General features: G+C 67.1%; 22 protein-coding genes and 1 pseudogene. 11 read left to right on the top strand and 12 right to left on the bottom strand.

Features of this window, described 5'->3' with window-relative positions:
• Window positions 1–26: 26 nt before the first annotated feature.
• The 4 genes and pseudogenes from ON31_RS00390 to ON31_RS37665 form a co-directional block, all read left to right on the top strand.
• Complete coding sequence (locus ON31_RS00390) at window positions 27–905, top strand: hypothetical protein (RefSeq protein WP_039808027.1); 879 nt, start codon at window positions 27–29, stop codon at window positions 903–905.
• Window positions 906–915: 10 nt separating this feature from the next.
• The gene (gene lhgD / locus ON31_RS00395) at window positions 916–2100 is read left to right on the top strand and encodes an L-2-hydroxyglutarate dehydrogenase (protein WP_039808030.1); all 1185 of its coding nucleotides are present in this window, start codon (window positions 916–918) and stop codon (window positions 2098–2100) included.
• Between the two features lie 95 nt (window positions 2101–2195).
• A complete protein-coding gene (locus tag ON31_RS00400; protein WP_029932427.1) occupies window positions 2196–2696 on the top strand; it encodes an SRPBCC family protein in 501 nt (166 codons plus the stop codon).
• A gap of 10 nt (window positions 2697–2706) precedes the next feature.
• Window positions 2707–3228: pseudogene (locus tag ON31_RS37665) on the top strand (ribonuclease H family protein); the annotation flags it as partial.
• A gap of 238 nt (window positions 3229–3466) precedes the next feature.
• Here ON31_RS37665 and ON31_RS00410 read toward each other — a convergent pair.
• From ON31_RS00410 to ON31_RS00450, 9 genes are all read right to left on the bottom strand, one after another.
• Window positions 3467–4312 carry a hypothetical protein gene (locus ON31_RS00410; protein ID WP_115061494.1) on the bottom strand — a complete coding sequence of 282 codons (846 nt, stop codon included), beginning with the start codon at window positions 4310–4312 and terminating at the stop codon, window positions 3467–3469.
• A 108-nt stretch (window positions 4313–4420) separates the two neighbouring features.
• A complete protein-coding gene (locus tag ON31_RS00415; protein WP_039808033.1) occupies window positions 4421–5593 on the bottom strand; it encodes an MlaD family protein in 1173 nt (390 codons plus the stop codon).
• Window positions 5590–6654 carry an MCE family protein gene (locus ON31_RS00420; RefSeq protein ID WP_039808036.1) on the bottom strand — a complete coding sequence of 355 codons (1065 nt, stop codon included), beginning with the start codon at window positions 6652–6654 and terminating at the stop codon, window positions 5590–5592. Before ON31_RS00420 ends, ON31_RS00415 begins: the two co-directional genes overlap by 4 nt.
• Window positions 6655–6815: 161 nt before the next feature.
• Entirely contained in the window at window positions 6816–7910 is a 1095-nt protein-coding gene (locus ON31_RS00425; RefSeq protein WP_039808039.1) for an MlaD family protein, read from the bottom strand.
• The gene (locus ON31_RS00430) at window positions 7910–8905 is read right to left on the bottom strand and encodes an MCE family protein (protein WP_039808369.1); all 996 of its coding nucleotides are present in this window, start codon (window positions 8903–8905) and stop codon (window positions 7910–7912) included. The genes ON31_RS00425 and ON31_RS00430 overlap by 1 nt, the downstream gene beginning before the upstream one ends.
• On the bottom strand, window positions 8902–9930 hold the full coding sequence (locus ON31_RS00435) for an MCE family protein (RefSeq protein ID WP_039808042.1): 1029 nt from the start codon (window positions 9928–9930) through the stop codon (window positions 8902–8904). Before ON31_RS00435 ends, ON31_RS00430 begins: the two co-directional genes overlap by 4 nt.
• On the bottom strand, window positions 9927–11426 hold the full coding sequence (locus tag ON31_RS00440; RefSeq protein WP_039808045.1) for an MlaD family protein: 1500 nt from the start codon (window positions 11424–11426) through the stop codon (window positions 9927–9929). The genes ON31_RS00435 and ON31_RS00440 overlap by 4 nt, the downstream gene beginning before the upstream one ends.
• A 9-nt stretch (window positions 11427–11435) precedes the next feature.
• Window positions 11436–12299 carry an MlaE family ABC transporter permease gene (locus tag ON31_RS00445; RefSeq protein WP_029932436.1) on the bottom strand — a complete coding sequence of 288 codons (864 nt, stop codon included), beginning with the start codon at window positions 12297–12299 and terminating at the stop codon, window positions 11436–11438.
• Window positions 12300–12302: 3 nt separating this feature from the next.
• A complete protein-coding gene (locus ON31_RS00450) occupies window positions 12303–13121 on the bottom strand; it encodes an MlaE family ABC transporter permease (protein ID WP_029932437.1) in 819 nt (272 codons plus the stop codon).
• A gap of 513 nt (window positions 13122–13634) precedes the next feature.
• Between ON31_RS00450 and ON31_RS00455 the strand changes: the two genes are divergently transcribed.
• Complete coding sequence (locus ON31_RS00455; RefSeq protein WP_039808048.1) at window positions 13635–14309, top strand: S1 family peptidase; 675 nt, start codon at window positions 13635–13637, stop codon at window positions 14307–14309.
• A 102-nt stretch (window positions 14310–14411) separates the two neighbouring features.
• Here the strand turns inward: ON31_RS00455 and lppU are convergent, their stop codons facing one another.
• Window positions 14412–15032, bottom strand: coding sequence for an LppU family putative lipoprotein (gene lppU, locus ON31_RS00460; RefSeq protein WP_172544821.1), 621 nt, complete (start codon window positions 15030–15032; stop codon window positions 14412–14414).
• 256 nt (window positions 15033–15288) lie between these two features.
• Between lppU and ON31_RS00465 the strand changes: the two genes are divergently transcribed.
• The 6 genes from ON31_RS00465 to ON31_RS00490 all read left to right on the top strand — a co-directional run bounded on the left by ON31_RS00465 (window position 15289) and on the right by ON31_RS00490 (window position 22312).
• Complete coding sequence (locus ON31_RS00465) at window positions 15289–16698, top strand: cytochrome P450 (protein ID WP_039808374.1); 1410 nt, start codon at window positions 15289–15291, stop codon at window positions 16696–16698.
• A 278-nt stretch (window positions 16699–16976) separates the two neighbouring features.
• On the top strand, window positions 16977–17882 hold the full coding sequence (locus ON31_RS00470) for a L,D-transpeptidase (RefSeq protein WP_039808055.1): 906 nt from the start codon (window positions 16977–16979) through the stop codon (window positions 17880–17882).
• Between the two features lie 212 nt (window positions 17883–18094).
• Window positions 18095–18997 (top strand): carbohydrate ABC transporter permease, encoded by a 903-nt coding sequence (locus tag ON31_RS00475; RefSeq protein ID WP_218007278.1) that lies wholly within the window; start codon window positions 18095–18097, stop codon window positions 18995–18997.
• Window positions 18994–19857, top strand: a complete 864-nt coding sequence (locus ON31_RS00480; protein ID WP_039808061.1) for a carbohydrate ABC transporter permease — start codon at window positions 18994–18996, stop codon at window positions 19855–19857. Before ON31_RS00475 ends, ON31_RS00480 begins: the two co-directional genes overlap by 4 nt.
• A 34-nt stretch (window positions 19858–19891) precedes the next feature.
• Entirely contained in the window at window positions 19892–21199 is a 1308-nt protein-coding gene (locus ON31_RS00485; protein WP_039808064.1) for an ABC transporter substrate-binding protein, read from the top strand.
• Window positions 21200–21229: 30 nt separating this feature from the next.
• Window positions 21230–22312, top strand: a complete 1083-nt coding sequence (locus ON31_RS00490; RefSeq protein ID WP_039808066.1) for an ABC transporter ATP-binding protein — start codon at window positions 21230–21232, stop codon at window positions 22310–22312.
• Window positions 22313–22320: 8 nt separating this feature from the next.
• Here the strand turns inward: ON31_RS00490 and ON31_RS00495 are convergent, their stop codons facing one another.
• Together ON31_RS00495 and ON31_RS00500 are read right to left on the bottom strand one after the other, a co-directional pair.
• The gene (locus tag ON31_RS00495; protein WP_085996313.1) at window positions 22321–24300 is read right to left on the bottom strand and encodes a M13 family metallopeptidase; all 1980 of its coding nucleotides are present in this window, start codon (window positions 24298–24300) and stop codon (window positions 22321–22323) included.
• 43 nt (window positions 24301–24343) lie between these two features.
• Window positions 24344–24724: a DUF397 domain-containing protein gene (locus ON31_RS00500; protein ID WP_039808072.1), complete on the bottom strand. Its 381-nt coding sequence runs from the start codon at window positions 24722–24724 to the stop codon at window positions 24344–24346.
• Window positions 24725–24726: the final 2 nt, after the last annotated feature.

Here is a 24726-nt window from a genome sequence, read left to right on the forward strand (position 1 = left end):
AGGGGAGATGGAAAGGACCGCACCAGATGTCGCACGATCCGGCGACGCGGGGCGCGGCTACCAGTAACACTCGGCGCGCCGCACAGTTCCTCCGCCACACCGCCGTCGTCGGCGCGGGCATGGCCAGCATCGGCCTCACCGTCGCCGCGGGCACCTATATCGCCAACGAGCTACCCGGGGCACAGCGTCCCGACCCCGTCATCGCCGCACCGCCCGCACCGCCGCACCCGCGCGGGGGCACCGGGAACGTCCCGGGACTGCCGGAACGCCCGGTCGTCACACCCATTGCCGAAAAGATCGAACTCACTTCGCTTTTCGGTCCGCTGACCGACTCGCCGACCCAGTCGGCCGTGACGGCCGCGCGCCCCAGCATCCTGACCTCCGGCCAGCAGCCCGCGGATGGGCCCGGCCTGGCCGGACGCATTCGCGTGGGCGACACCTTCGTGGGTGCGCAGGTCGTCCCGGACCCACGTAATTCGGTCGCCATCACGGTGGACACCAATGTCTTCGGCACCGTCGCCGATCTGGTGCTGCCCGCCACCCGCGGCGACGGGATCGACCTCGGACCGGCCGGTACCACCCGACTGCACACCGAGCTCGACACCAGGAGCGGTGAGCTCACCCTCACGCTCTCCGACACCGAACTCGGCGAGGTCGGCGTGCGGCTCACCCGCTATCCCGCACCCGCCGCGGCGACCGCGCCGGAACCGGCCGAGATATCCCCGGGCACGGCGAACACATCGACATCGGACGAGCCGGACACCGCGCTCGGGCGCACCGGCGCACCCCAGCAACCCGTCACGGCCGAGGCTCCCGCTCCGCGACCGGTCGCGCCCGTGGAAACCCAGGCCGAGCGGCCGCGCACCCCTGTCGCACCGGAGGTCGGCGACCTCACCACTGTGTGACACTTGCTGCGTGTACGACTACTGCGTGATCGGTGGCGGCATCGTCGGCGTGGCCACGGCCCACCGGCTGCTGTCCCGCCACCCCGGGGCGAGTCTGCTACTGGTGGAGAAGGCTGCCGCGCTGGGCACCCATCAGACCGGGCACAACAGCGGCGTCATCCACTCCGGCATCTACTACGCGCCGGGCAGCCTGAAGGCGCGGCTGTGCCGAGAGGGGGCGCGGCGCACCAAGGAATTCGCGGCGGCACACGACATTCCGTTCCAGGTATGCGGAAAAATGCTGGTGGCGACCGATTCCGCCGAGCATGCCCGGATGCTGGCGCTGTACGAGCGGTCGGTCACCAACGGCGTGGACGTGGAACTACTCGACGCCGCCGAACTGCGGCGGCGCGAGCCCCGGGTGACCGGGGTGGGCGCGCTGTTCGTCCCCGACACCGGGATCATCGACTACTCCCGGGTGACGGCCGCGCTGGCGGCGCAGGTGCGGGCCGCGGGCGGCACCGTGGTACTCGGCGCGGAGATCACCGCCATCGACGAAACCGGCGACGCGGTCACCGTTTCCGGCCCGGCCGGAAGTTGGCGGGCCCGGCGGCTGGTGGTGTGCGCGGGTCTGCAGGCAGATCGGCTGGCACGGCTGGCGGGCCTGCGGACCCAGCTGCGCATCGTGCCGTTCCGGGGCGAGTACTACCAGCTGCCGCCGGCCCGCAAAGATCTGGTGCGCACCCTCATCTATCCCATCCCGGACCCCGAATTGCCCTTCCTGGGTGTGCATTTGAGCCCCACCATCGACGGCAACCTGACCGTCGGGCCGAACGCGGTACTGGGCCTGGCCCGCGAGGGCTACCGCAAGGGCAGCGTCGATCTGCGTGATGTGCGGGAGATCCTGGGATTCCGGGGTTTTCACCGGGTGGCGGCGGCCAATGTGCGGACCGGCGTTCGGGAGCTGCGCAATTCGCTGTTCAAGCGCGGCTACCTGGCCGAATGTCGGCGCTACTGCCCGGAGCTCACTCTCGACGACCTGCTGCCGCGCGAGGCAGGCATCCGGGCGCAGGCGGTGCTGCGCGACGGCACGCTCGTCCACGATTTCCTGCTCGAGAGAACGGAGCGGTCGGTTCACGTCCTGAACGCCCCCTCGCCCGCCGCGACATCGGCGCTGCCCATCGCGGCTCACATCGTCAAAGAATTGGACGGTTGATCACATATCGGGAATGCGGCAAAGGCTCGGTAACCCTGACAATAAAGAGGACGGATGTAGTACTTTTAACCGCAGCCGTGGGACAGGGAGCACCTATGGGCCATATCAAACTCGCGAGCGACGTCGGAGCGCCCGTGGAGGTCGCGTTCAGATACACGGACAACCATCAGTTCGTGCCGGACTGGGCCTTCGCCGTCGCCGCCTTCGAACCCGTCGGGGAGACCGACCACGGTGCGGGGGCGACGTTCGCGTGCACCCTCCGGGTGGGCCCGTGGCATCCGACGGTCGAGTGTGAGATCACCGAGTACCGCCGCAACGCGGTCATCGAGTACACACTCCGCAGGCGCCGACCGGGGAAGGCGGCGCCTGCGGACTCCCCGCTCGCGGTGATCAGCCTGCGATTCGATCCGCTGGGCTACGGTCGTTCGGTGATCACCTCCGAGGCGGAGTATTTCAAACCGCCAGGTCTTCTAGGCCGCCTGTGCTCGCGAATGCTGCATCCGGCCGTACAATCGGCGGTGCGACGGACCGAATCGCAATTGCGAAGGGAGATAGAGGGATTCCACGGAACGGATCTTGTCGGCCGGATTGCGTAGGGTGCCAAGCATGATCATCGTGAGCACCGACGGATCGTGCCTGCGTAACCCGGGTGGCGCCATCGGGTGGGCCTGGGTCAATCACGCGGGCGGATCGGCCAGTGGCGGGGCTCCCACCGGCACCAATCAGATCGCCGAGCTACGCGCGCTACTCGAGGCGGTACGCGCCCATCACGGATCCGAACCCCTGCTCATCGAGAGCGATTCCCTCTACGCCATCAAATGCGCCTCGGAGTGGATCAACGGCTGGCGACGCAATGGCTGGCGCACCTCCACCGGTGGCGCGGTCAAGAATGTCGAACTCATCCGCCTGATCGACGAGGCCATCTCCACTCGCCCCGGGCCCGTGCGCTTCCGCTGGGTACGCGGACATGTGGGCAACTACTTCAACGAACAGGCCGACACGCTGGCGGGCCAGGCCGCGCGCAAGGTCGCCGCGGGCGCGCTGCCCGATCCGGATCTTCCCGAACCGGACCTCACCGAACCCGCCGCGGCGGAGTCCGCGAGACCGCCCCAGACCCGCGCCGCCGACGCCACCCCGCCGACCACCCCGATTCCGGTGGTGCCCGCCCATGCGGCGGCCACGGCCGCGACCGTGGCCGATCCGGCGGCATTGCAGGACACCATTCCCGCCCCGCCGCCGATGCGCCGCCGACCGGCCACCGCGGCACCCGACCCGGACGCCCTGACGCTGTTCTGAGGCGACCGCCCCCGGACGACGGACGCCCCACCCGCCTGGTTGCGAGTGGGGCGTCCGCTTTCAGGTGTGGTCAGTTACCGGGTGCCGGGGTCTCGGCGTCGGGGGCGGGCTGCTCGGGCTCGGTCTGGTCGGGCTGCGGGCCGGTGGGGGCGACCGGGTTCAGGCCCTTGAGCGTGGGGGAGTCGAAGTTGGCCACCAGCCACTTGCCGTCCTTCTTCTCCATCTCCGCCACACCGGGCACGGTCAGCATGTCCGGCTGCGGCACCACCGAATTGGAGCGGACCTGGGTGATGATCAGCACGATGGACGCCTTGTTCTCGTCGCCGGACTCGTAGGCGCAGTGGATCTCGTCCAGGGTGGAGCGGGCGTTGACGCTCTTCATGGCCGTTTCGAGGGTGTCGGCCGCACCGCTGAAGAACTGGCCCCACTGTCCGGTGGACCGCGACTTCACATTGTCGAAGTAGTCGCCCAGATTCGCGGCGTCATAGCTGGAGACCGCCTTGCCGAATTCGCAGGCGGCCGCGGTGGCCTCGTCGCGGGCGGCGAGTTCGTTCTCGTGCGTGCGGTTCTGCAGGAAGAACCACACGCCGGTGGCGATGGCGGCGACCAGCAGCACACCCGCGGTGAACGCGGCGATGAGCGGTAGCGATCCACCACCCGATCCGGCACCGGCGGCGACGGGGGCCTGCGGAGTCCGCGGCGGAGTCGGCTGGGCGCTCTTGGCTGTCGAGACCTTCGCCTCGGGGGTCTTGGGCTCGCCCGCATCGGCCTTGCTCGGATCGGCCTTCGACTCGGCGGCGGGCTCGGCGGCGGCCTCGATCTTCTCCGTAGCAGCAGTGTCGGCGCTGCCCACGGCATCGGCCCCGGCCGTCGAATCGTCTTCGTTTGTCTTCTTCTGGGCAGCGTCATCCGACATGGAAATTGCTCTCACTTTTCCCGGTGCGCTGCGGACGCACCGTCTAGGTTCTGCTCGGCGAGTAAGCCCGGCCCGGTGACCCACACCACCGTACCGGGATACGCGCGCTCACTTCACAGGCGGCAGGGTGCGCTCGTTCAGGTCGACATCCGTGGGCGGATTGGCGCCGTTGTTCGGCACATCCGGCCGCGGTGCGTTGGCGGAACCGCGAATCTGCTGATCCGCCGGGGGGTTCAGGCAGGTGCCCGTCCACCGGGGGAAGGTGTTCTCGGTGGCGACCTCGGGCCGCACCGTCTTGGCCGGGTACTGGCAGTACGGGCGCGGCCAGATATCCACGATGGTATAGAACTCGCCGTCGTGCGCGGGTACGCCCATGGCCGAGGTGCCCACCACGAGCGAGGGGAACAGCGCCCGCAACGCGGGAACCCGCAACTGCGCGGCCTTGGTGATGGCCGCGAAGTTCTGGGCCAGGCTGGTCATCGGATCGGCGGTCTTGTCGAGCACCGCACCGAGGGTCTCCATCTGGCCCGGCGCCTGCTCCAGGATCCGCTGGAGTTCGGCGTTGGCATCGTTGAACTGCTGGAACAGCACACTCGAATTCGCGGTCAGCGTACCCAGATCCGGCTGGGCGAGCGACGTGGTCTGGGTGATGGTGCGCAGATTCGCGATGAGATTCGTGGTCTGCGGCAGCAGTCCGTCCAGGCCGGCGGCGGCCAGGCTGATGCCGTTGATCATGGCGCGCAGCTGGTCCTGGCCACCGGACAGGGCGATATCCAGCTCGTTGAGGATGACGCTGAACTTGTCCGGATCGACCTGGGCGATCAGCTCGCTGGAATTGTCCAGCACCGCCCACACGGGCGTGGGGGTCCGCACGGCCTCCGGATCGAAGGCCACCACCGAACCGTCGCGCAGGTACGGGCCCTGATCGGTATTCGGCCGGAAGTCGATGTACTGCTCACCGGCGCCCGAGAGCGCCTGCACGGCGATCCGGGTGTCGGAGGAGATCTTGTACTTGGTGTCGATCTCCGCGATGGCGGCGATCCCCGCGCCATTGTCGACCAGCGAGATCTCGGCGACCTTGCCGACGCGGTAGCCACGCAGGGTCACGTCGTTGCCCGGTTGCAGACCACCGGAGCGGTCCAGGTTGACCGTCACCCGGTAGGTATCGCGCAGCGGGTTCACCCGCATGACGCTCACCGCCAGGTAGGACGCGCCCACCAGCAGAATGAGCACCAGCGCGGCGTTCGACACCAGATTCTTGTGCGCCTTCACCCAACTCATCGGTGGCCCCCCGAGATCCGGCCCTGGACGATCTGCAACACCTGGATGAGGCTGCCCGCGAAATCGCTGAAGTCCTTCAGATCCGGGAACTTGCTGTTGGCCGGATCGGTGAGCAGGCCGATGTCGAGCATGGTCAGGGTGGCGGCCACGGCGAGGGTGTTGCCCTTGAAGGACGCGTCGGCCATGGGCCGGATCTCGCGCAGGGCGTCGAGCGCCGGTCCGAGATTCGGTTCCGTCTGCGCCAGTGCGTCCATGAGCTGCTGCACGTTGTCGAGCAGGCTGGCCAGTTCGGCGGAGGTGGTGTCGGCGTAGTCGCCCAGGGCCGCACTGGTTGTCGAGACCTTGGTGAGCAGTTCGCCGAGGGCCTGGTTGTTCTCGGCGATGGCGCCGATCATGTTCGGCAGGCTGTCGGCCACCTGGCCCAGTTCGTTGTGATTGGCCTCGAGGGTGGTGGCCAGCGCGCTGAATCCCGCGAGGGTCTGGTCCACCCGGGCGCTGTTGTCGTTGAGGCTGGCGGTGATGCCGGTCATCTGGGTGATGAGGTGGGCCAGCTGCGGGCCCCGCCCGCCCACAATGGATTCCAGCTCGTTGGTGATCTTGGTCAGGCTGGCGATGCCGCCGCCGTTGAACAGCAGCGAGACCGACAGCAGCAGTTCCTCGACCGTCGCGCCCGCCGAGGTCTGCTCGCGGCTGAGGGTGTCGCCGTCCTCCAGGACCTGCTGCCCCGGTTCGTCCTTGGGCTTGGACACCGCCACGAACACATCGCCGAGCGGAGTGGCCTGGCGAAGTTCGGCGGTGCTGTTGGCCGGAAGTTCGATATCGGTGCGGATCGCCAGATCCACATGCGCTTCGAAGTTCTTGGTCTCGATCTTGGTGACCACGCCGACGTCGGAGCCGCCGATCTTGACCTTGGCCTGGTCCGGCAGATTCAGCGCGTTGTCGAAGACCGCGTGGATCGTGTAGGTGTCGCGCCCAGCGCCGGGTTTCGGCAGCGGCAGGTTCTCGACCGTGACGCCGCAGCCGGAGACCGCCAGCGTCGAGACAGCGGCCGCCAGCGCCACGACCGAATGGCGGCCTCTCCTATGTTCGCGGCCCGCCCCGGTTCTGGACTGAGTGGAGCGGGGGAGCGAAGCGGAGGAGCGGAGGGAGGGAAGAACCGGGGTCACGAGGGCCGCGAACCGCCGGAGCGGAGCGGAGGCAGAAAACACCGTCAGTCGGTTGCTCATCGTGTCAGTCCCAACATTGCCGCGGTGAGCCCGAGATCGGGTCCGAAATCTTCAATCTTGCCGGTGCGGCAGCCGTCTGCCCGCATCTGGATGCGCTCGCAGAACAGGCTGACGATCTCACCGGAGAGCGCGGTGCCGAGCACGGCGTGCAGGCGGATGAACCGGCCCTGACGGTTGACCGAGCGGTCCAGGTTCTGCATGAGCAGCGGTGCCACGTCCACGATCTCGACCACGCCGGCCGCGTTGTCGCGCAACTGCTGGGTGACATTGGTGAGACCGGTGAGAGTGCCGTTGAGTTCGTTCTGGTACTCCGCGAACGCACCGCTGGTATTGGCCAGAAAGGCATTGAGCTGATCCAGCGTGGCCTGCAGGCCGGGCGCCTGCTCGGCCAGCAGCGTGGACATCTGGGTCATCTTGTCGCTGAAATCCCGGACCGCCTGGTCGTTCTCGGCCAGCATGGTGGTCAGCTCATTGAGCTTGATGATGATGCTGGAGACCGCGTCCTTGTTGTCCACGCCCACCTTCAGCGCACCGGAGAGGGCGTTGAGGGTGTCGCGCATCTTCTCGCCCTGGCCGTTGAGCATCGGGTAGAGCACCCGACCGGACAGCGGGCCGATGCCCTCCTGTCCCTCCTGCGGTTTGAGCGCCTCGGCGAAGGCGTCGATGGTCTTGATCATCTGGTCCAGCTCGACCGGCGTCCGGGTCTGCTGGGTGGTCAGGTGCGCGTCCTCGGGCAAGGTCTCACCGCCGGTGTACACCGGGGTCAGCTCGATGTGCCGGTCGGTGACGATGGAGGGTGAGATGAGCGCCGCCGTCACGTCCTTCGGGATCTTGATGCCCTTGTCCACGGTCATGTGGACCTCGACGTACTCACCCTTGGGCACGATCTTGTCGACCTTGCCGACCTCGAGGCCGAGCACGGTGATCGGGTTGCCCTCGAACATGCCCGCGATATTGAGGAAGTCGGCGGTGAAGTGTTGGGTCTGTCCGACGGCGTCCTTCACCCCGATCGGCACGACGGAACAGCTGCCGACGGCCAGGGCGGCCGCGCCGATCATGACGGCCTTGGCGATTCGCGTGAACTTGGTCATTACTGGCACCCCTCTGCCACATGCGCGAAGCACAGCCAGTTGTCCGGGAACAGCCACGGCAGACCGACCTCGCCGTAATTGCCGTTGCCGAACACATTGTTGAACTGCCGAACCGACGGCGGCATGATCGACAGCAGCCGGTCCAGGTTGTCCTTGTTCTTCTGCAGACCCTCGGCCATGGTGTTGAGCTGCTGGAGTGTCGGGCCGAACTGGTTGTCGTTCTGCGCGCCGATCTCCTGCAGCTGGCGGCTGAGGGTGGCGATGTTGTCCAGCAGCGAGCGCAGCAGGCCCTGGCGTTCCATCACCCGATTGGCGATGGCCTCACCCTGGGTGATCACCAGCAGCACGCTGTTGCGGTTGTCGGCCAGAATCCTGGTGACCTTGTCCAGATCCTTCAGCAGCTGGTCGACGTCGTTCTTGCGGTCGTTCATGGTCTTGGCCAGCGCGCCGACCGCGTCCAGGGCCTGCACCGTGAGCTGCGGGGTGTCGCCGAGCTGCTGGTTGATCAGGTTCAGCGATTCGGCCAGCTTCTGGGTGTCGAGGGCCGCGAACTTGGGCGTGCCCTCCTGCACCACATCGGCCAGGTTGTAGGGGACATCGGTGTTGTTCAGGGGGATTCGGTCGTCCGGCAGCCCGGAGCCGTCACCCGGATCGAGATCGATGTAGCGCGCGCCCAGCAGGGTGGCCATCTTGACGGCCGCGCGCGCGTCGGGTCCGAGCTTCACGTCATTGCTGATCTGGAGGGTGATCAGCACGTGACTGCCCTCGAGTTCCATACCGGCCACCCGGCCCACCGGAACGCCGGAGACATCCACCTTGTCGCCGACCTTCACACCGGCGGTCTGGGCGAACTCGGCCTCGATGGACTGCTCACCCACGCCGATCAGGCGAAAGGCATTGGAGGCCAGCAGCAGCGCCACGATGACCAGTGCACCGATCAGGCCGAGCCAGAAATTGCGATTGCTGTTGAAACGGTTCTTGATTGTCTCGATCATGGCCGGCACACCGCCGAGTGGGAGTTGCCACCGATCTGGTTGAACAGACCGCGCGGGAAGAGGACGCCGTACAGGGATACGTCCAGGGAGCACACGTACGCGTTGGCGTAGGTGCCGTTCTGGGTGAACTTGCCGACGTTGGACAGGATGGCGGGCAGATCGATCGCGGCCTGGTCCAACTTCGCGCCATTGGCGAGCAGCAGGGTCAGGGCGTCGCGCGTGGAGCTCTGCGCCAGCGCCAGTTTCGGCTGGATCACGCCGAGCATGTTCACCAGCGAGCCGGTGGCGTCGGCGATCTGCACGGTGGACGCCTGCAGCGACTGACCCTGCGCGTACAGCCCGCCGATCAGCGCCCGGGTCTGGGCGACCAGGGTCTCCAGTTCGCCGCCGCGCCGGGCCAGGCCGGACATCACGCCGGACAGATTCGTGATCACGTCCGACAGGATGGCGTCGCGGCGCTGGAAGTCGGTGGCCAGGGCCGCGGCCTGGGTGATGAAGGCGCTCAACGAGACTCCGTCACCCTGCAGCGCCAGGATGAAGGTCTCCGACAGGTTGTTCACCTGCTCCGGGGACAGCACCTGGAACAGCGGCTGGAAGCCGTTGAGCAGACCCGAGATGTCGAAGGACGGCTCGGTGCGCTCGATCGGGATGGACCCGTTGTTCTTCAGCTGCGAGGTGTCGCCGCCCTCGCCCGGTGCCAGCGCGATGTAGCGCTGGCCGATCAGGTTCTGGTAGCGCACCAGCGCCTTGGTGTTGTTGAACAGCGACTGGTCGCGCTGCACGATGAAGCTCACCCGGGCGTTGTTGTCGGAGTCCAGCTCGATCGACTCGACCTTGCCGACCCGCACGCCCGCCATGCGCACGTCGTCCCCTTCGCGCAGCCCGAGGACATCGGAGAAGGTGGCGTTGTAGGTGTTGGTGGAGCCTTCCACGGTGCGCGCGAGGGTGTTCCAGATGACCGTGGTCACCAGGATCGCGACGACCGCGAAGAGACTGAACCCGATCAGCGGTTTGCGAATGCTCATCGGCCGCCTCCGGTTTCGGTCACTTGCAAGGTTCCACCCCTCAGGATCGAGCTCAACAGCAGGTACTCGGCGATGGTCGGCTTGCGACCCAGCAGGGCCACGATGGCGTCGTCACCGGCGTAGGAGATCGGCCCGGCCGCGGCCGGCGTCGTCTGCGGCTGCGCTGCGGGATCCGGCGCGGGCGCGGGCGCGGGGGCCGGTGCGGCGCCGAACAGGTTCGGGAACAGCCCTTCCAGCGGCGTGCCACTCAGCGGGTTGCCCGGCTGCGTGCCCGGTGCACCGGGCACGCCCGGCTCGGTGGTCTCGGCGGTGGTCAGCCCCGGAATGCCCGGGAAACCCTCCGGCAGCTGCACCGGCGGCAGTCCGGCCGCCGACTCCAGGGCCCTGGGCCGCAACGACTCCGGCAGCTCGCCCGGACTCGACTCCACCGGCGCGGTGGCGCAGCTGGGCGCGGCCAGCTCGCCGTAGCGCGGGCAGTCGGCCTGGGTGTAGGGCTTGTACGGCGTGAAGGTGAGGCCCATGTTCCACACCATCTGCCGCTGCGGACCCCAGTGGAAGGTGCTGGCCAGCGCGCGCACCGAGTTGTTCAGATTCTCGATGGCCTGCGGAATGGCGCCGGGATCGTCGGACATCGCGCCGAACAGCGCACTGGTGCCGACGGTGACCTCCTTGCCCACATCGGGGTTGCGGGCGAACAGGTCGTTGACCTTGTCGACGGTGCCGCCCGTGCCCGTGATGAGCGCGGCCAGTTCGCTGCGCCGGTCGGAGATGGTCTGCGCGGTCTGCACCGAGTCCGCCAGCACGTTCATGAGTTCGGGCGCCGACTGGTTCAGCGCCCGGAACGACTGCGAGAAGTCGTCCAGCATGATGCCGAGGTCCGGAATGGACTCGTCCACCGCCAGCAGCCAGCGGTCCACCCGCTCGACGGTGGAGCCGGGCACGCGCCCGCTGCCGTCCAGGGCGTAGGACAGGGTGCCCAGCACTCGGCCGAACTGGATCGGATCGATCTTGCTGAGAATGTCGCGCACCGTGGTGAGGGTGTCCTGCAGCGCGATGGTGCCCTTGGAGCGATCCTCCGGGATCTCCGAACCCTCCTTCAGGTGCGCATCGGCGGGATCGGGTCCGTTGTAGACCAATTCGACCGAGGTCACGGCGAACAGGTTGGAGGGCACCACCCGGGCGGTGACATTGGCCGGGATGCCGGAGACGTACTCCGGCTTCATCTCGATGTGCACCTTCTGCAGCTCGCCCTTGGCGGCCACCGACACCTCGTCGACCACGCCGACCAGCACACCGCGGAACTTCACGTCGGCGTTCTGCGGCAGGCCGTCACCGGTGGTGGTGAGATTGGCCGTGACATTGACCTTCTCGACGAAATAGCCCTGATAGCGCGCCATCAGGAAGCCCAGGATCAAGGCGAAGACGGCCAGCCCGCAGATGCCCGCGATGAGCAGCTGGCGCATGGTCGGACCACGCCCGCTCGGATCGATGATCATGCTCGCCCCCTATCCCGAGATCCGAATGCCGGGGTCGACGCCCCAGATGGCCAATGTCATGAACAGGTCGGCGAACACCACCGCGATGATGCAGAGCTTGATCGCGCGACCGGCCGCCACGCCCACGCCCTCGGGACCGCCGGAGGCGAAGAAGCCGTAGTAGCACTGGATGAAGGTGGTGATGGCGACGAACAGGATCGCCTTCAGCATCGAATACAGTACGTCCTGCGGTACCAGGAACTGGTAGAAGTAGTGCTGGAACGTGCCCGCGGCGGTGCCGCCGATCAGCTGCACGGTGATCGAACAGGAGATGTAGGCCACCGGCAGCGCCAGGCAGTACAACGGCACGATGGCGATCATGGCCGCGATCATGCGGGTGCTCACCAGATACGGCAGCGGCCGAATGGCGACCGACTCCAGTGCGTCGATCTCCTCGGAGATGCGCATGGCGCCCAGTTGCGCGGTGAAGCGGCAGCCCGCCTGGGCCGCGAAGGCCAGCGCCGCCAGCAGCGGGCCCAGTTCGCGGGTGGTGGCGAAGGCCGAGATCGCGCCCGTGATCGGGCTCAGGCCCAGCAGGTTCAGGGAGGTGTGCCCCTGGATGCCGACGGTCATACCGCCGAAGGCCGACAGGATGATCACCACGCCGATGGTGCCGCCGCCCACGACGAGATTGCCGTTGCCCCAGGTGACGTCGGACAGCAGCCGCCAAACCTCCTTGGGGTACTGCTTGAAGGCCAACGGGATGGAGGCGAGCGAGCGCAGGAAGAAGAAGACCTGGTGGCCCACCCGCGCGATGAAGTCGACCGGGGCCCGCCCGGTGCTCCTGATCTTCTGGAACGGCCGCAGCAGCGGCGGAACATACGTTGCTGACACGACTCAGACCATCTGTGGGGGGAAGAGGGTGTTGTAGACCTGGGTGAGGATCAGGTTCACGCCGAAGAGCATCACCGCGGACATGACGACCGCGGTGTTCACCGAGTTCGCGACACCGCCCGGGCCGCCCCGGGTGTTCAGGCCGGTGTCGCAGGCGATGATAGCTGCGAGCAGGCCGAAGATGAGCGACTTGATCAGCGCGACAAGCAGATCCAGGGTCACCGCGAAGGATGAGAAGGTGCCGACGTAGGAACCCGGCGTACCGCCCTGGGCGAAGATGTTGAACACGTAGCCGGTGAGGAAGCCGACGAAGACCACGAAACCGCACAGCAGCACCGACACCAGCATGGCCGCGCCCAGGCGCGGGGCGACCAGGCGGCGCATGGGGTCGACGCCCATCACCTTCATGGCGTCGATCTCCTCACGGATGGTGCGCGAACCGAGATCGGCGGTGATGGCCGAGCCGACCGCGCCCGCGATCATGAGCGAGGTGACCAGTGGCGCGCCCTGTTGAATGATGCCGAGGCCGTTGGCCGCGCCGATGAACGAGGTCGCACCGACCTGTCCGGCCACCGAACCGACCTGGATCGACACGATGACGCCGATGGGAATGGCGACCAGCAGGGTGGGCGCCGCGGCGACATTGGCCATGAAGGCGCACTGCCGGACGAACTCACCGAACGGAAAACGTTTGCGGAAGATGGCGATGAAGAGTTCGGCAACGGCCGAGACCCCCATGGCCATCATGCGGCCGCCGGTCTCCAGGGACCGCTTCGGATGGTCTTCCCAGTACCTCTTGGTCCAGTCAACCGCTGTGTTCAGACGTGATTCCGTTGATGACCCCGCCCCGCCCGGACTCTTGGTCAACTGCACCACTGGCTACCCCTCTCGACGCCGGTGACCTGCCTCCGGCGACTGTTGCTTGACGCACCTTACTACGGAGTTAGGAAAAACACATCACGCTCTTGTGCCGTCCGTCATAGAGCCGGATCACTTTCCGTGAACTGATGTGAACAGCGACAACATGGTTGGGAAATATCACAAAGAACCAGGCAGCAGTCTGGAACCGGTTCTAGTTTCTGAATAATTGTTCACCGATCTCAACACAATCACGAACCCCGCCCTGCAATTAATCGGAAAGAATTTATCTGAAATCCACCCGGTGTGCGTAATGATTCCGCGCGTTGATGTCGAGTCGGCAACATCCGACCGGTCCGCAGCGATGAGTCCGGACACGGCTACGCAACATGTGGCAGTACAAGCGGCGATCGGGGACGAATACTGACAGGATGTGCTGACACCGTTGACAGATCGGCATCCGACGTCTGGAGGGACATGATCAGGAAACTCGCCAAGGTGGCCCAGGCCACCTTCGCCGTCGCCATGAGCGCGGCGCTGCTCGGGTCGGGAGCCGGGACCGCACTAGCAGACCCCGCACCCCCCGTGTTGGGCGGCGGCTCCGGAATCGTCATCGACAACGAGTACGAATGCACCCTCACGACGATCGGGCACGACGCCGCCGGCCGACTGGTCGGACTGACCGCCGGACACTGCGGTGACCCCGGCGCGCAGGTGTACGCCGAGGCGGCCCGCGGCTACGGCGTGATCGGGAAGTTCGTGTACTCCGATCACGCGCTCGACTACGCCGTCATCGAATTCCAGCCCGGTCGGGTCATCCCGGTCAACCGGATCGGCAACGTGACCATCACCGATCTCGGCGCACCGCCGCAGTTCCCGATGATCGTCTGCAAGGAGGGCCGGACCACCGGCAACACCTGCGGTGTCGCCTGGGGCGACGTCTTCGCCACCAACTACGAGACCTGGACCCAGATGTGCGTGGTCGAGGGCGATTCCGGTGCGCCCGTCGTGGTGGGCAGCACCCTCGTGGGCATGGTGAACGCCTACCTGGCCATCGCCTGCTTCGGCCCCGAGGTGGGCACCAATATGGACGCCATCATGGCGGATATCAATGCCCGCGGCGGCGCGGGCGCCGGCTACCACCCGATCTGAGCGGCGGGCGGCAGCACCGACGAAAGCCGAGCGGGGCGGTGATCCATCCGGATCACCGCCCCGCTGCTGTGTCGACCCACCCGGCCCGACGCAAGCCCTGTCTCAGAGCGGCGTCACGCAGACGACGAAGCGCCGCTCGTCGTAGACGTAGCCCTGGTCGCCCTGGGTGCAGTCGTCGACGCTGGTGGTGTTGCGCTCGATGGCCAGCACCTGCACGCCCTCGATGGCGGTGGTCGAGGAGCAGTCGATGCGCTCGGGATCCTCGCCGCCGAGTTCCAGGCAGCCGCCGATGACCCAGTCGATGTCCAGGCACAGCGCGCCGGTCTCGATGCCGTTCAGCGTCTCGTAGTACGCCTGGTCGACGTCGGTGGGGCACTGGTCGTTGGTGCGGGCCTTGCCGACCACCTTGTAGTTGGAGCTCTGCGAACCGCAGGACGCCCGCTCGATGGTGGCGTTGTCGGTGGTGCCGCCCAACTGCACGCAATCACCGATATTGGCCTGGAAGTCGGTGGACCCGCCCTTGTTCACACCGGTGGTGGGCGCGGCACCGGTGGTGGTCGGAGAACCGGCCGAGGTGGTGGGCGCGGTGCTGGCGGGTCCGGCGTTGTCGGCCGCCAGCGGAGTGCCGGTCACGGTGGACCCACAGCCCGCGAGGACCAGGGCGGCCGCTGCTGCGAACGCGGAAACGGCGACCCGGAGAGAGAACGACTGTCGCGACACGATGAGTCCTGTATTTCCTTAGTAACGTCAAGGTTCTGCTTCCTGGAATGCATACACCACTTGCCGGGGAACCGTCACCCCGAGAATCTCGGGGCAGGCGAACATCCCGCGACCGGTGGCGGACCCGCGGTTCTCGATCGAGAACCGCGGACCACTCGGTAATCGGGCGCGGCCGGGCGGATGTGAACACCGCGGCGGAGAACGTGCCCGGCGTGGTCCGGATTCGAACCCGCGCGGGGCCCACAACGTAGTGGAGGACATGAGCGCTGGAGCCGGGACCCGAGGGACCCCGTCGGTCGCACCGTTGCGGGGGCCGCGGCCGGTGCTGTGGCACGCGCTGCGGGCCGGTGTGGATTTCGAGGGGTACTTCCGGTGGCGGCGCGGCCGCGACGGAGATCCGTTCGCGGTGGGGTTTCCCGGCTTCGGGACGGCACTGTTCACCGGGACGGCGGCGGGGGCGCGGGAGCTGTTCCGTGCCCCCGCGGACTCGGTCGAACCGCCGCTGCCGAATCCGATCGAGCCGATGGTGGGGACGGGCTCCCTGATATTGACGGCGGGAGCGCGCCACCGGCGGGATCGCACCATGCTCGCGCCGGCCTTCCACGGCAGCCGAATTCGCGCCTGGGGCACCGTCATCCAGGATGCGACGGTGGCGGAGCTGACCGGCGAGCGCACCGGTGCGCCATGGCGGGCAGGCGCCCGGGTGGATGCGCGGGCGGCCGCGCGCGCCATCACCCTGCGGGTGGTGCTGGCCGCCGCCCTTGGCGTGCACGATGCTCGCGCGCGCGGTGAATATACGAGCGCGACAACGGAATTCCTGCACGCCTACGGCGGGCCGCTGATGCTGCTGCCCGCACTGCGGCGCGGCGCGTTCGGTCTGTCGCCCTGGGATCGGTTCATCGCCGCGCGCGAGCGGCTCGACGCCCTGATCGACACCGATATCGCCGCTCGCCCCGTCGACGCACCGGGTGCGGACGTGCTCGGCACGATTCTCGCCGCCCGGTGCGCGGACGGCGGCCGCCTCGGTGCGGCCGAGGTGCGTGATCAGGTGCGCACCCTGCTGGTGGCCGGACACGAGACCACGGCGACCGTCCTGGTGTGGGCGCTGTACCGACTGCATCGGCATCCGCCCGTCCTGGCGCGGCTGCGGGCCGAACTGGCGGCACATGCGGGAGCCGAACCCGCCGAGTTGGCGCGGCTGCCGTACCTGGACGCGGTGTGCCAGGAGACGCTGCGACTGCATCCCCCGGTGCCGATCGTGCTGCGTCGATTGCGGACGGGGTACACGCTGCGCGGCCGGGAATTGGCGGCGGGCGACACCATGGGCCTCGCGGTGCCGCTGCTGCACTCCGATCCTCGGGTGTGGGAGCGACCGGAGCGGTTCCGGCCCGAGCGGTTCCTGGAACGGCGGTACGGTCCGTTCGAGTTCGCGCCGTTCGGGGGCGGGCATCGACGCTGCATCGGTGCCGCGCTGGCGGATTACGAACTGCGCATCGTGCTCGCGACACTGCTGAGCCGGGTGCGGCTGCGGCTGTCGCCGCGGTTCGACACGGGCCGCGTCCCCATCTCGGTGCCGCACAATATCGCCACCGGCCCGCGGGCGGCCATCACCTTCGATGTGCTCGAATCCGACGGCGCTAACGGTGATTTCGATCACACACAGGTTTGAGATCACATCGGTGGGGTTCAGGCCCGCCACTCGGGACGTGACGGCGAATCGCCGGGGCGAACAGCGTGTCGCCTCACGGTGAGTCACCCACCTCCGTGAGTGTGTCGCGATTCACACCAGTTGGTCGGTATGTATAACCGCCAGAACGTGATTGGAATGCCGGTGATCGCACGGTAGGAATGAATGCGGGGTTGGGGCCTGCCGCGAGATACCTGCTCGCGCTCTGCGCGCGTGGCGCACATCCGCGCGCGAACCGAAAGACCGGAGAGGACACCGCCTTGCGCACGACCACGTACCGGAGAACGGGACTGCTTTCCCTCGCCGCCACCGCGGCCGCCGGACTGGTGCTCGCCGCCCCCGCACAGGCCGCCCCGCTGTGGCCGGGCGGACCCGACATCCCGGGCGTTCCCTCGGCCGTCATGCCGCAGCCGGAACCCGGTGACACCCCGAACTCACCCAATGCCAAGGCTCCGGTGCCGCCGGCCAACTTCGCCGCGCCGAACATCAGCCCCGGCGACGGTGAGGTGGTGGGCGTCGCCCAGCCGATCATCATCAACTTCAAGGAACCGGTCACCGATCACGAGACCGCCGAGAAGGCCATCCGCATCACCTCCACCAACAAGGTGAGCGGCCACTTCTACTGGTTCGGCGACAAGCAGGTGCGGTGGCGGCCCGAGTCGTTCTGGCCCGCCGGTTCCCAGATCACCGTGGAGGCGGGCGGCACGCACGTCGCCTACGAGATCGGTGACGAGTTCATCGCCACCGCCGACGACAGCACCCACGAGATCACCGTGACCCGCAATGGCGAGGTGGTGCGGGTGATGCCGACCTCGATGGGCAAGCCGGGTCACGAGACCCCGAACGGGACCTACATCACCAGCGAGCGCAATCGCAAGATGATTATGGATTCCTCCACCTACGGGGTGCCGGTCACCGATCCGGAGGGCTACAAGCTCGAGGTCGAGTACGCGGTGCGCATGTCCAACAGCGGCATCTTCGTGCACTCCGCCCCGTGGTCGGTGGCGCAGCAGGGCGTATCGAACGCCTCGCACGGATGCCTGAACGTCAGCCCCGCCGATGCCCAGTGGTTCTTCGAGAACGTGAAGAAGGGCGACCCGGTGGTCGTGGTGAACACCAACGGCGGCACCCTCAACCCGGGCGACGGCTACGGCGACTGGAACTAGTTCCGGAGCGACTGCGGCGCTGAGAGTTTCGTGCCCCCTGCCCTATCGGGCAGGGGGCACTTTCATGGCGGGGCCGCGGTCTTCCCGCCCTGACCGGCAGGTACCCGTGTTGTTCGCGGTCCGTACATTTCAGATTCCGGGCATCGAGTGGTAACCGCGCGTTTGCCCGTACCCGTCAGGCTGCGCCGGTGCGATCGAGGCCCGAGCGAGTACTGCCGCAACCGAAGGTCCGCGGCTGGCGGGGTCGGCCGTGGTCGGACTACGCGCTGTTCGTCGTGCTGGTCGCGCCGAATCTGATCCTGCTGTCGGTCTTCGTGTATCGGCCGCTGCTGGACAATATCCGGCTGTCCTTCTTCGACTGGAACATCTCCGACACCACCGCCATCTTCATCGGTTTCGACAACTACCGGGAGTGGTGGGGCCGCGCCGATTCGTGGGAGGTGGTCACCAATACGGTGATCTTCACCCTCGCCGCGGTGGTCGGCAGCATGGCCCTCGGCCTCGCGCTGGCGCTGCTGCTGGACCGGAAGCTGTTCGGCCGCAATGTGGTCCGTTCCGCGGTGTTCGCGCCGTTCGTCATCTCCGGCGCGGCCATCGGCGTCGCCTTCCAGTTCGTCTTCGATCCGGGATTCGGCCTGGTGCAGGACCTACTGCACCAGGTCGGGCTGCCGGTGCCCGACTTCTACCAGGACCCGAACTGGGCCCTGTTCATGGTGACCGTCACCTACCTGTGGAAGAACCTGGGCTACACCTTCGTCATCTATCTGGCGGCGCTGCAAGGGGTTCGACAGGATCTCATGGAGGCCGCCGAGATCGACGGCGCGAGCCGCCGGACCACCTTCACCCGCGTGCTCATGCCGCAGCTGCGGCCCACCACCTTCTTCCTGTCCATCACCGTGCTGCTCAACTCGCTGCAGGTGTTCGACATCATCTACACGATGACCCGCGGCGGGCCACTGGGCACCGGCACCACCACCATGGTGGTCCAGGTCTACCGCGAATCCTTCGTCAACTTCCGTGCCGGATACGGCGCGACCGTGGCCACCATCATGTTCGTGGTGCTGCTGATCGTGACGCTGGTCCAGGTGCGCATCATGGATCGGGACGAGCGATGAAACGGCTCGGCAGCACCGGACGGACCATCGACAGGGCCCGGTGGGCAACGATTTTCGGCTACTGCGCCATGACGTGCGTGCTGATCGTCATCGGGGTGCCGCTGCTGTGGATTCTGATCACCTCGTTCAAGGACCGCGGCGACATCTATGTGCAACCCGCCGTGTACTGGCCGAACACCTGGCATCCGGAGAACTACTCCTACGCCACCACCACGCTGCCCTTCTGGACCTTCCTGAAGAACTCGATCATCGTGACCGCCGTGGTGTCGGCGGTGAAGTTCGCGCTCGGCGTCTTCAGCGCGTACGGGCTGGTGTTCCTGCGCTTCCCGGGCAAGAACGTGGTCTTCCTGGTGATCATCGCGGCGCTCATGGTGCCCAACCAGATCACGGTCATCTCCAACTACGCGCTGGTCTCCCAGCTGGGTTGGCGAAACACGTTGACCGGCATCATGGTTCCGCTGTTCGGCGTCGCCTTCGGCACCTTTCTCATGCGCAACCACTTCCTGTCGCTGCCCGGCGAGATCATCGAGGCGGCGCGCATGGACGGGGCGGGCTGGTGGCGGCTGCTGACCCGGGTGGTGCTGCCCATGTCGGGGCCGACCATGGTGGCCTTCGCGGTGATCACGCTGGTCAACGAGTGGAACGAATATCTGTGGCCGTTCCTCATGGCCGACGGTCCCGAGGTGGCCACGCTGCCGGTGGGCCTCACCCTGCTGCAGAACACCGAGAACCCCAGCGTCACCAACTGGGGTCCGGTCATGGCCGGAACGGTCATGACCATGCTGCCGATCCTCGTCATCTTCCTCGCCCTGCAACGCCACATGATCAAGGGCCTCACCTCCGGTGCGGTCAAAGGCTGAGTTCCACAAGGAGATTCCCGTGTCCGATCCACGTTTGCCGTCCCTGTCGAGGCGCGGCTTCCTCGGCCTGGCCGGTGCCACCGCGGCCGGTCTCGCCCTGACCGCGTGTGCGGGCACCGGAGGCGGCGGTTCCCAGGGCGGTGACCCCAACCAGCTCACCTTCTGGTCCAACCACCCGGGCACCTCCAAGGATCTGGAGGCCGATCTGATCGGCCGCTTCCAGCAGCAGTTCCCGGAGATCACCGTGAACCTGGTCGACGCGGGCAAGAACTACGAGGAGGTGTCGCAGAAGTTCAATGCGGCGCTGTCCGGCGGTGAACTGCCCGATATCGTGGTGCTTTCCGATGTCTGGTGGTTCAACTACGCCTTGAACGGCACCATCGAACCGCTGGACCACCTCTTCGCCGACGCCGGGGTGGACTCCTCCGACTACGTCACCTCGCTGCTCGAGGACTACAAGTTCGACGGCAAGTACTGGGCGCTGCCGTACGCCCGCTCGACCCCGCTGTTCTATTACAACAAGGACGTCTGGGCGCAGGCCGGGTTGCCGGACCGGGGTCCGGAGACCTGGCAGGAGTTCGACGAGTGGGGTCCGAAGATCCAGGAGGTCGTCGGCGAGGGCAAGCTCGCGCACGGCTGGGGCAATGCCACCGACTATCTGGCGTGGACCTTCCAGGGGCCGAACTGGACCCTCGGGGGCGCGTACTCCGACGAGTGGAAACTCGCCTTCAACGAACCGGCCTCGCTGAGCGCCGGAAACTTCCTGCGCGACATGATCAACACCAAGAAGTACGCGGGTGTCCGCAAGCAGATCGAAGCCGACTTCAGCACCGGCAACGTCGCCTCGGCGCTGGCCTCCACCGGCAGCCTGAGCGGCATCGTCAAGGACGCGAAGTTCGCCCTCGGCACCGCGTTCCTGCCGCATCCGGGCGGTCCCGGCTGCACTACCGGCGGCGCGGGGCTGGCTATCCCGTCGCGCATCTCCGCTGAGCGCAAGGTGAACGCGCTGAAGTTCATCAATTTCCTCACCGGCACCGAGGGCACGGTCGCCTTCTCCCAGGGCACCGGGTACATGCCGGTGCGCACGTCGGCCCTCGGCGATCCGAGCGAGCAGCGGTACCTGGCGCAGAACCCGCACGCCAAGACCGCGATCGACCAGCTGCCGCTGACCAGGTCGCAGGATTACGCACGGGTATTCCTGCCCGGCGCGGACCAGATCATCGGCGCGGGTTTCGAGAAGATCTGCCTGCAGAACGCCGACGTCACCACCACCTACGCCGACGTCACCAACCAACTGCAAGCCATCCTCGACCGGCAGATCCTGCCGAAACTGCCCAAGTAACACTCTCTTTCGGAAGAAGGTCCGGCCACTATGGCGACTGTGCGGTTCGACGGTGTCACCCACCGGTACCCGGGAGCACCCCATCCGGCGGTCGAGGAATTGGAACTCGATATCGCCGACGGGGAATTCCTGGTGCTGGTGGGGCCGTCCGGCTGTGGGAAATCCACCAGTCTGCGCATGCTGGCCGGACTCGAATCCGTGGAGAGCGGGCGGATTCTCATCGGCGACCGGGATGTGACGGCGCTGCCGCCGCGCGCCCGCGATGTCGCCATGGTGTTCCAGAGCTACGCGCTCTACCCGAATATGACCGTGGCCGAGAACATGGGCTTCGCACTGCGCAATGCGGGAACGAGCAAGGCCGACACCAGGGCTCGGGTGGCGGAGGCCGCGGCCATGCTGGAGCTGGAACCGCTGCTGGACCGCAAGCCCGCGCGGCTGTCCGGCGGCCAGCGCCAGCGCGTCGCCATGGGGCGCGCCATCGTGCGGCGGCCCCAGGTGTTCTGCATGGACGAGCCGCTGTCCAATCTGGACGCCAAGCTGCGGGTGAGCACCCGCTCCCAGATCGCCGCGCTACAACAGCGTTTGGGCACCACCACCGTGTACGTCACCCACGACCAGGTCGAGGCCATGACCATGGGACACCGGGTGGCGGTGCTGCGCGACGGCATCCTGCAGCAGGTGGCCGCGCCACGCGAACTGTACGACGACCCGGTCAACACCTTCGTGGCCGGATTCATCGGCTCACCGGGGATGAACCTGCTCACCGCGCCGATTCGCGACGGCCACGCGGTGCTGAACGGACTCTCGATCCCGGTGCCGCGCAACGCGATCACCGGTGAGCGGATCGTGGTGGGTATCCGGCCCGAGTCCTGGGAGGTCACCACCGATCCGGCCAACGCGCTGGCCGTGGAGGTGGAACTGCTCGAGGAACTCGGCGCCGAATCCTTCCTCTACTCACACGGTGTCACCGACACATGGTCCAGCCGCTCGGGCAAGGTCGTGGCGCGGGTGGACCGCCACTTCCAGGTGGCCCTGGGTGACCGCCTCCGGCTGACGCCGAAGCCGGACGAGGTGTTCTTCTTCGACGCCGAGACCGAGGCGCGTCTGCGCTAGGACCGGACTTACCAGATCTTCACGCGCTGTGCGGGTTCCAGGTAGAGGGCATCGCCCGGCTCGACGCCGAAGGCTTCGTGGAAGCTGTCGAGATTGCGGATGACGCCATTGCAGCGGAACTCCGGCGGCGAGTGCGGATCCACCGCGAGGCGGCGGATCGCCTCCTCGGGGCGCGCCTTGGTGCGCCACACCTGCGCCCAGCCGAAGAACACCCGCTGCAACCCGGTGAGCCCGTCGATGACCGGCGGCTCCGCCCCCTCGAGCGAAATCTTGTACGCCTCCAGGGCGATCGAGAGACCGCCCAGGTCACCGATGTTCTCGCCGATGGTGAACTCGCCGTTGACCTTGTGATCGTCGGAGAGGTCCTTGGGGGAGAGGGCGTTGTATTGGTCGATCAGCGCCCTGGTGCGCTTGCCGAATTCGGTGCGATCCGATTCGGTCCACCAGTCGACCATATTGCCGTCGCCGTCGTACTTGGAACCCTGATCGTCGAAGCCGTGCCCGATCTCGTGGCCGATGACCGCGCCGATGCCGCCGTAGTTGGCGGCGTCGTCGGCGTTCATGTCGAAGAACGGCGGCTGGAGAATGGCGGCCGGGAAGACGATCTCGTTCATGCCCGGGTTGTAGTAGGCGTTCACGGTCTGCGGGGTCATGAACCATTCGCCGCGGTCCACCGGGCCGCCGAGCTTGTTCAGGTCGCGGTCGTGTTCGGCGGCGTAGCCGCGGCGGAAGTTGCCCACCAGGTCGGTCGGATCGATGGCGACGGCCGAGTAGTCGCGCCAGGTGTCCGGATAACCGATCTTGGGGGTGAACTTCTCCAGCTTGGCCAGCGCGGCCTTGCGGGTCTCCGGACTCATCCAGTCCAGCTGGGAGATATTGCGGCGGTACGCCTCCTGGAGGTTGCCGACCAACTCCACCATGCGGGCCTTGGCCTCGGGCGGGAAGTGCTCGGCCACATAGAGTTTGCCGACCGCCTCGCCCAGCAGCTCCTGCACCAGGGAGACGCCGCGCTTCCAGCGCTCGCGGTTCTCCTGCGCGCCGGTGAGGGTGCGGCCGTAGAAATCGAAGTTCTCCTCGACCAGATCGGCGGTCAGGTAGGCGGCACGGCCCTTCAGCACCCGCCAGGTCGCCCACGCCTGCCAGTCGGCCAGCGGCTCGGACGCCCACAGCCGGGCGAAGGTGCGCACGAAATCCGGCTGGTGCACCACGATTTCGGCGAACAGCTCCGGACCCGAGCGGTCCAGGCCCTCGGCCAGCGCGGACGTCCATGCCGCCCAGTCGAATTCCGGATGCTCGGCGGCGAGGGCGTCGAAGGTGGTGAGGTTGTAGGACAGTTCGGCATCGCGGCGGCGCACCACATCCCAGTGCCCGGCGGCCAACTTCCGCTCCAGCTCGAACACCCTGTCGGCGTCGACCTCCAGGCCCGCCAGCTCGAACATGCGGCGGATATGGGCAACATACTTGTCGCGGATCTCCGCGTAGTCGTCCTGGCGGTAGTAGGACTCGTCGGGCAGGCCGATCCCGGACTGGGTGGCGTGCACCAGGTAGCGGGTCGAATCCTTGTCGTCGGTGTCGACGTAGTACGCCAGCGCGCCACCCACACCGGTGCGCTGCAGTCGGCCGAGCAGGGTCGCGAACTCACCACGGTCCGTGACCGCGCGCACGGCCTCGAGTTCCTCGGCGATCGGGGTCAGTCCCGCGGCGGCCACGGCTGTCTCGTCCATGAACGACGAGTACAGGTCGCCGATCTTGCGCTCCTCGGTGCCCGGTTCGGCATTCGAGGCCGCGGCGTTCTGGATGATCCGCTGCACATCCAGCTCGGCCTGGTCGTAGAGGGTGCGGAAGGCGCCGTCCACCGCCCGGTCGGCCGGTATCTCGTAACTGTCCAGCCATTGGCCGTTGACATGCGCGAACAGGTCGTCCTGCACCCGCACGCTCGCGTCGACATGGGAAAGATCGATACCGGAGGGAGCCTGCTGCGTAGTCACGATCTCCAGTATGCCCAGGGCGGGCCGAGTCGGCCGTTCGCGCTCAGGCGACGAGGGCGATCCGGTCGAATTCGCCGTCTCGGGCTCCGGCGGTGAATGCCGCCCATTCGCCGGGGGTGTAGACGAGGGTGATCTCGCCGTCGGTGAGGGTGGTCGAGCCGTCCGGGGCGGTGTGGTGGGTGAGGGTCGAGGGGGTGGACGGCCGACCGGTCACGGCGGCGAGGAAGCGCATCCATTCGGTCGCGGTGACGGTGATGATGGGCTCGTCGTCGAGGCGGTGCGCCGGATCGCGGCGGTACTTGCTGTCCCGAATGAGCACCGCAGCACCGTCGAAACGGACCTCGACGCATTGATTGCCGTTGTTGGTTCGAGACGATGTGAACCATCCGGTGGATTCCGGATGAAGCCTCGCTGTGGTGGACATGG

The sequence above is a fragment of the Nocardia otitidiscaviarum NBRC 14405 genome, assembly GCF_000308635.1.
Classification (GTDB): Bacteria; Actinomycetota; Actinomycetes; order Mycobacteriales; family Mycobacteriaceae; genus Nocardia; species Nocardia otitidiscaviarum.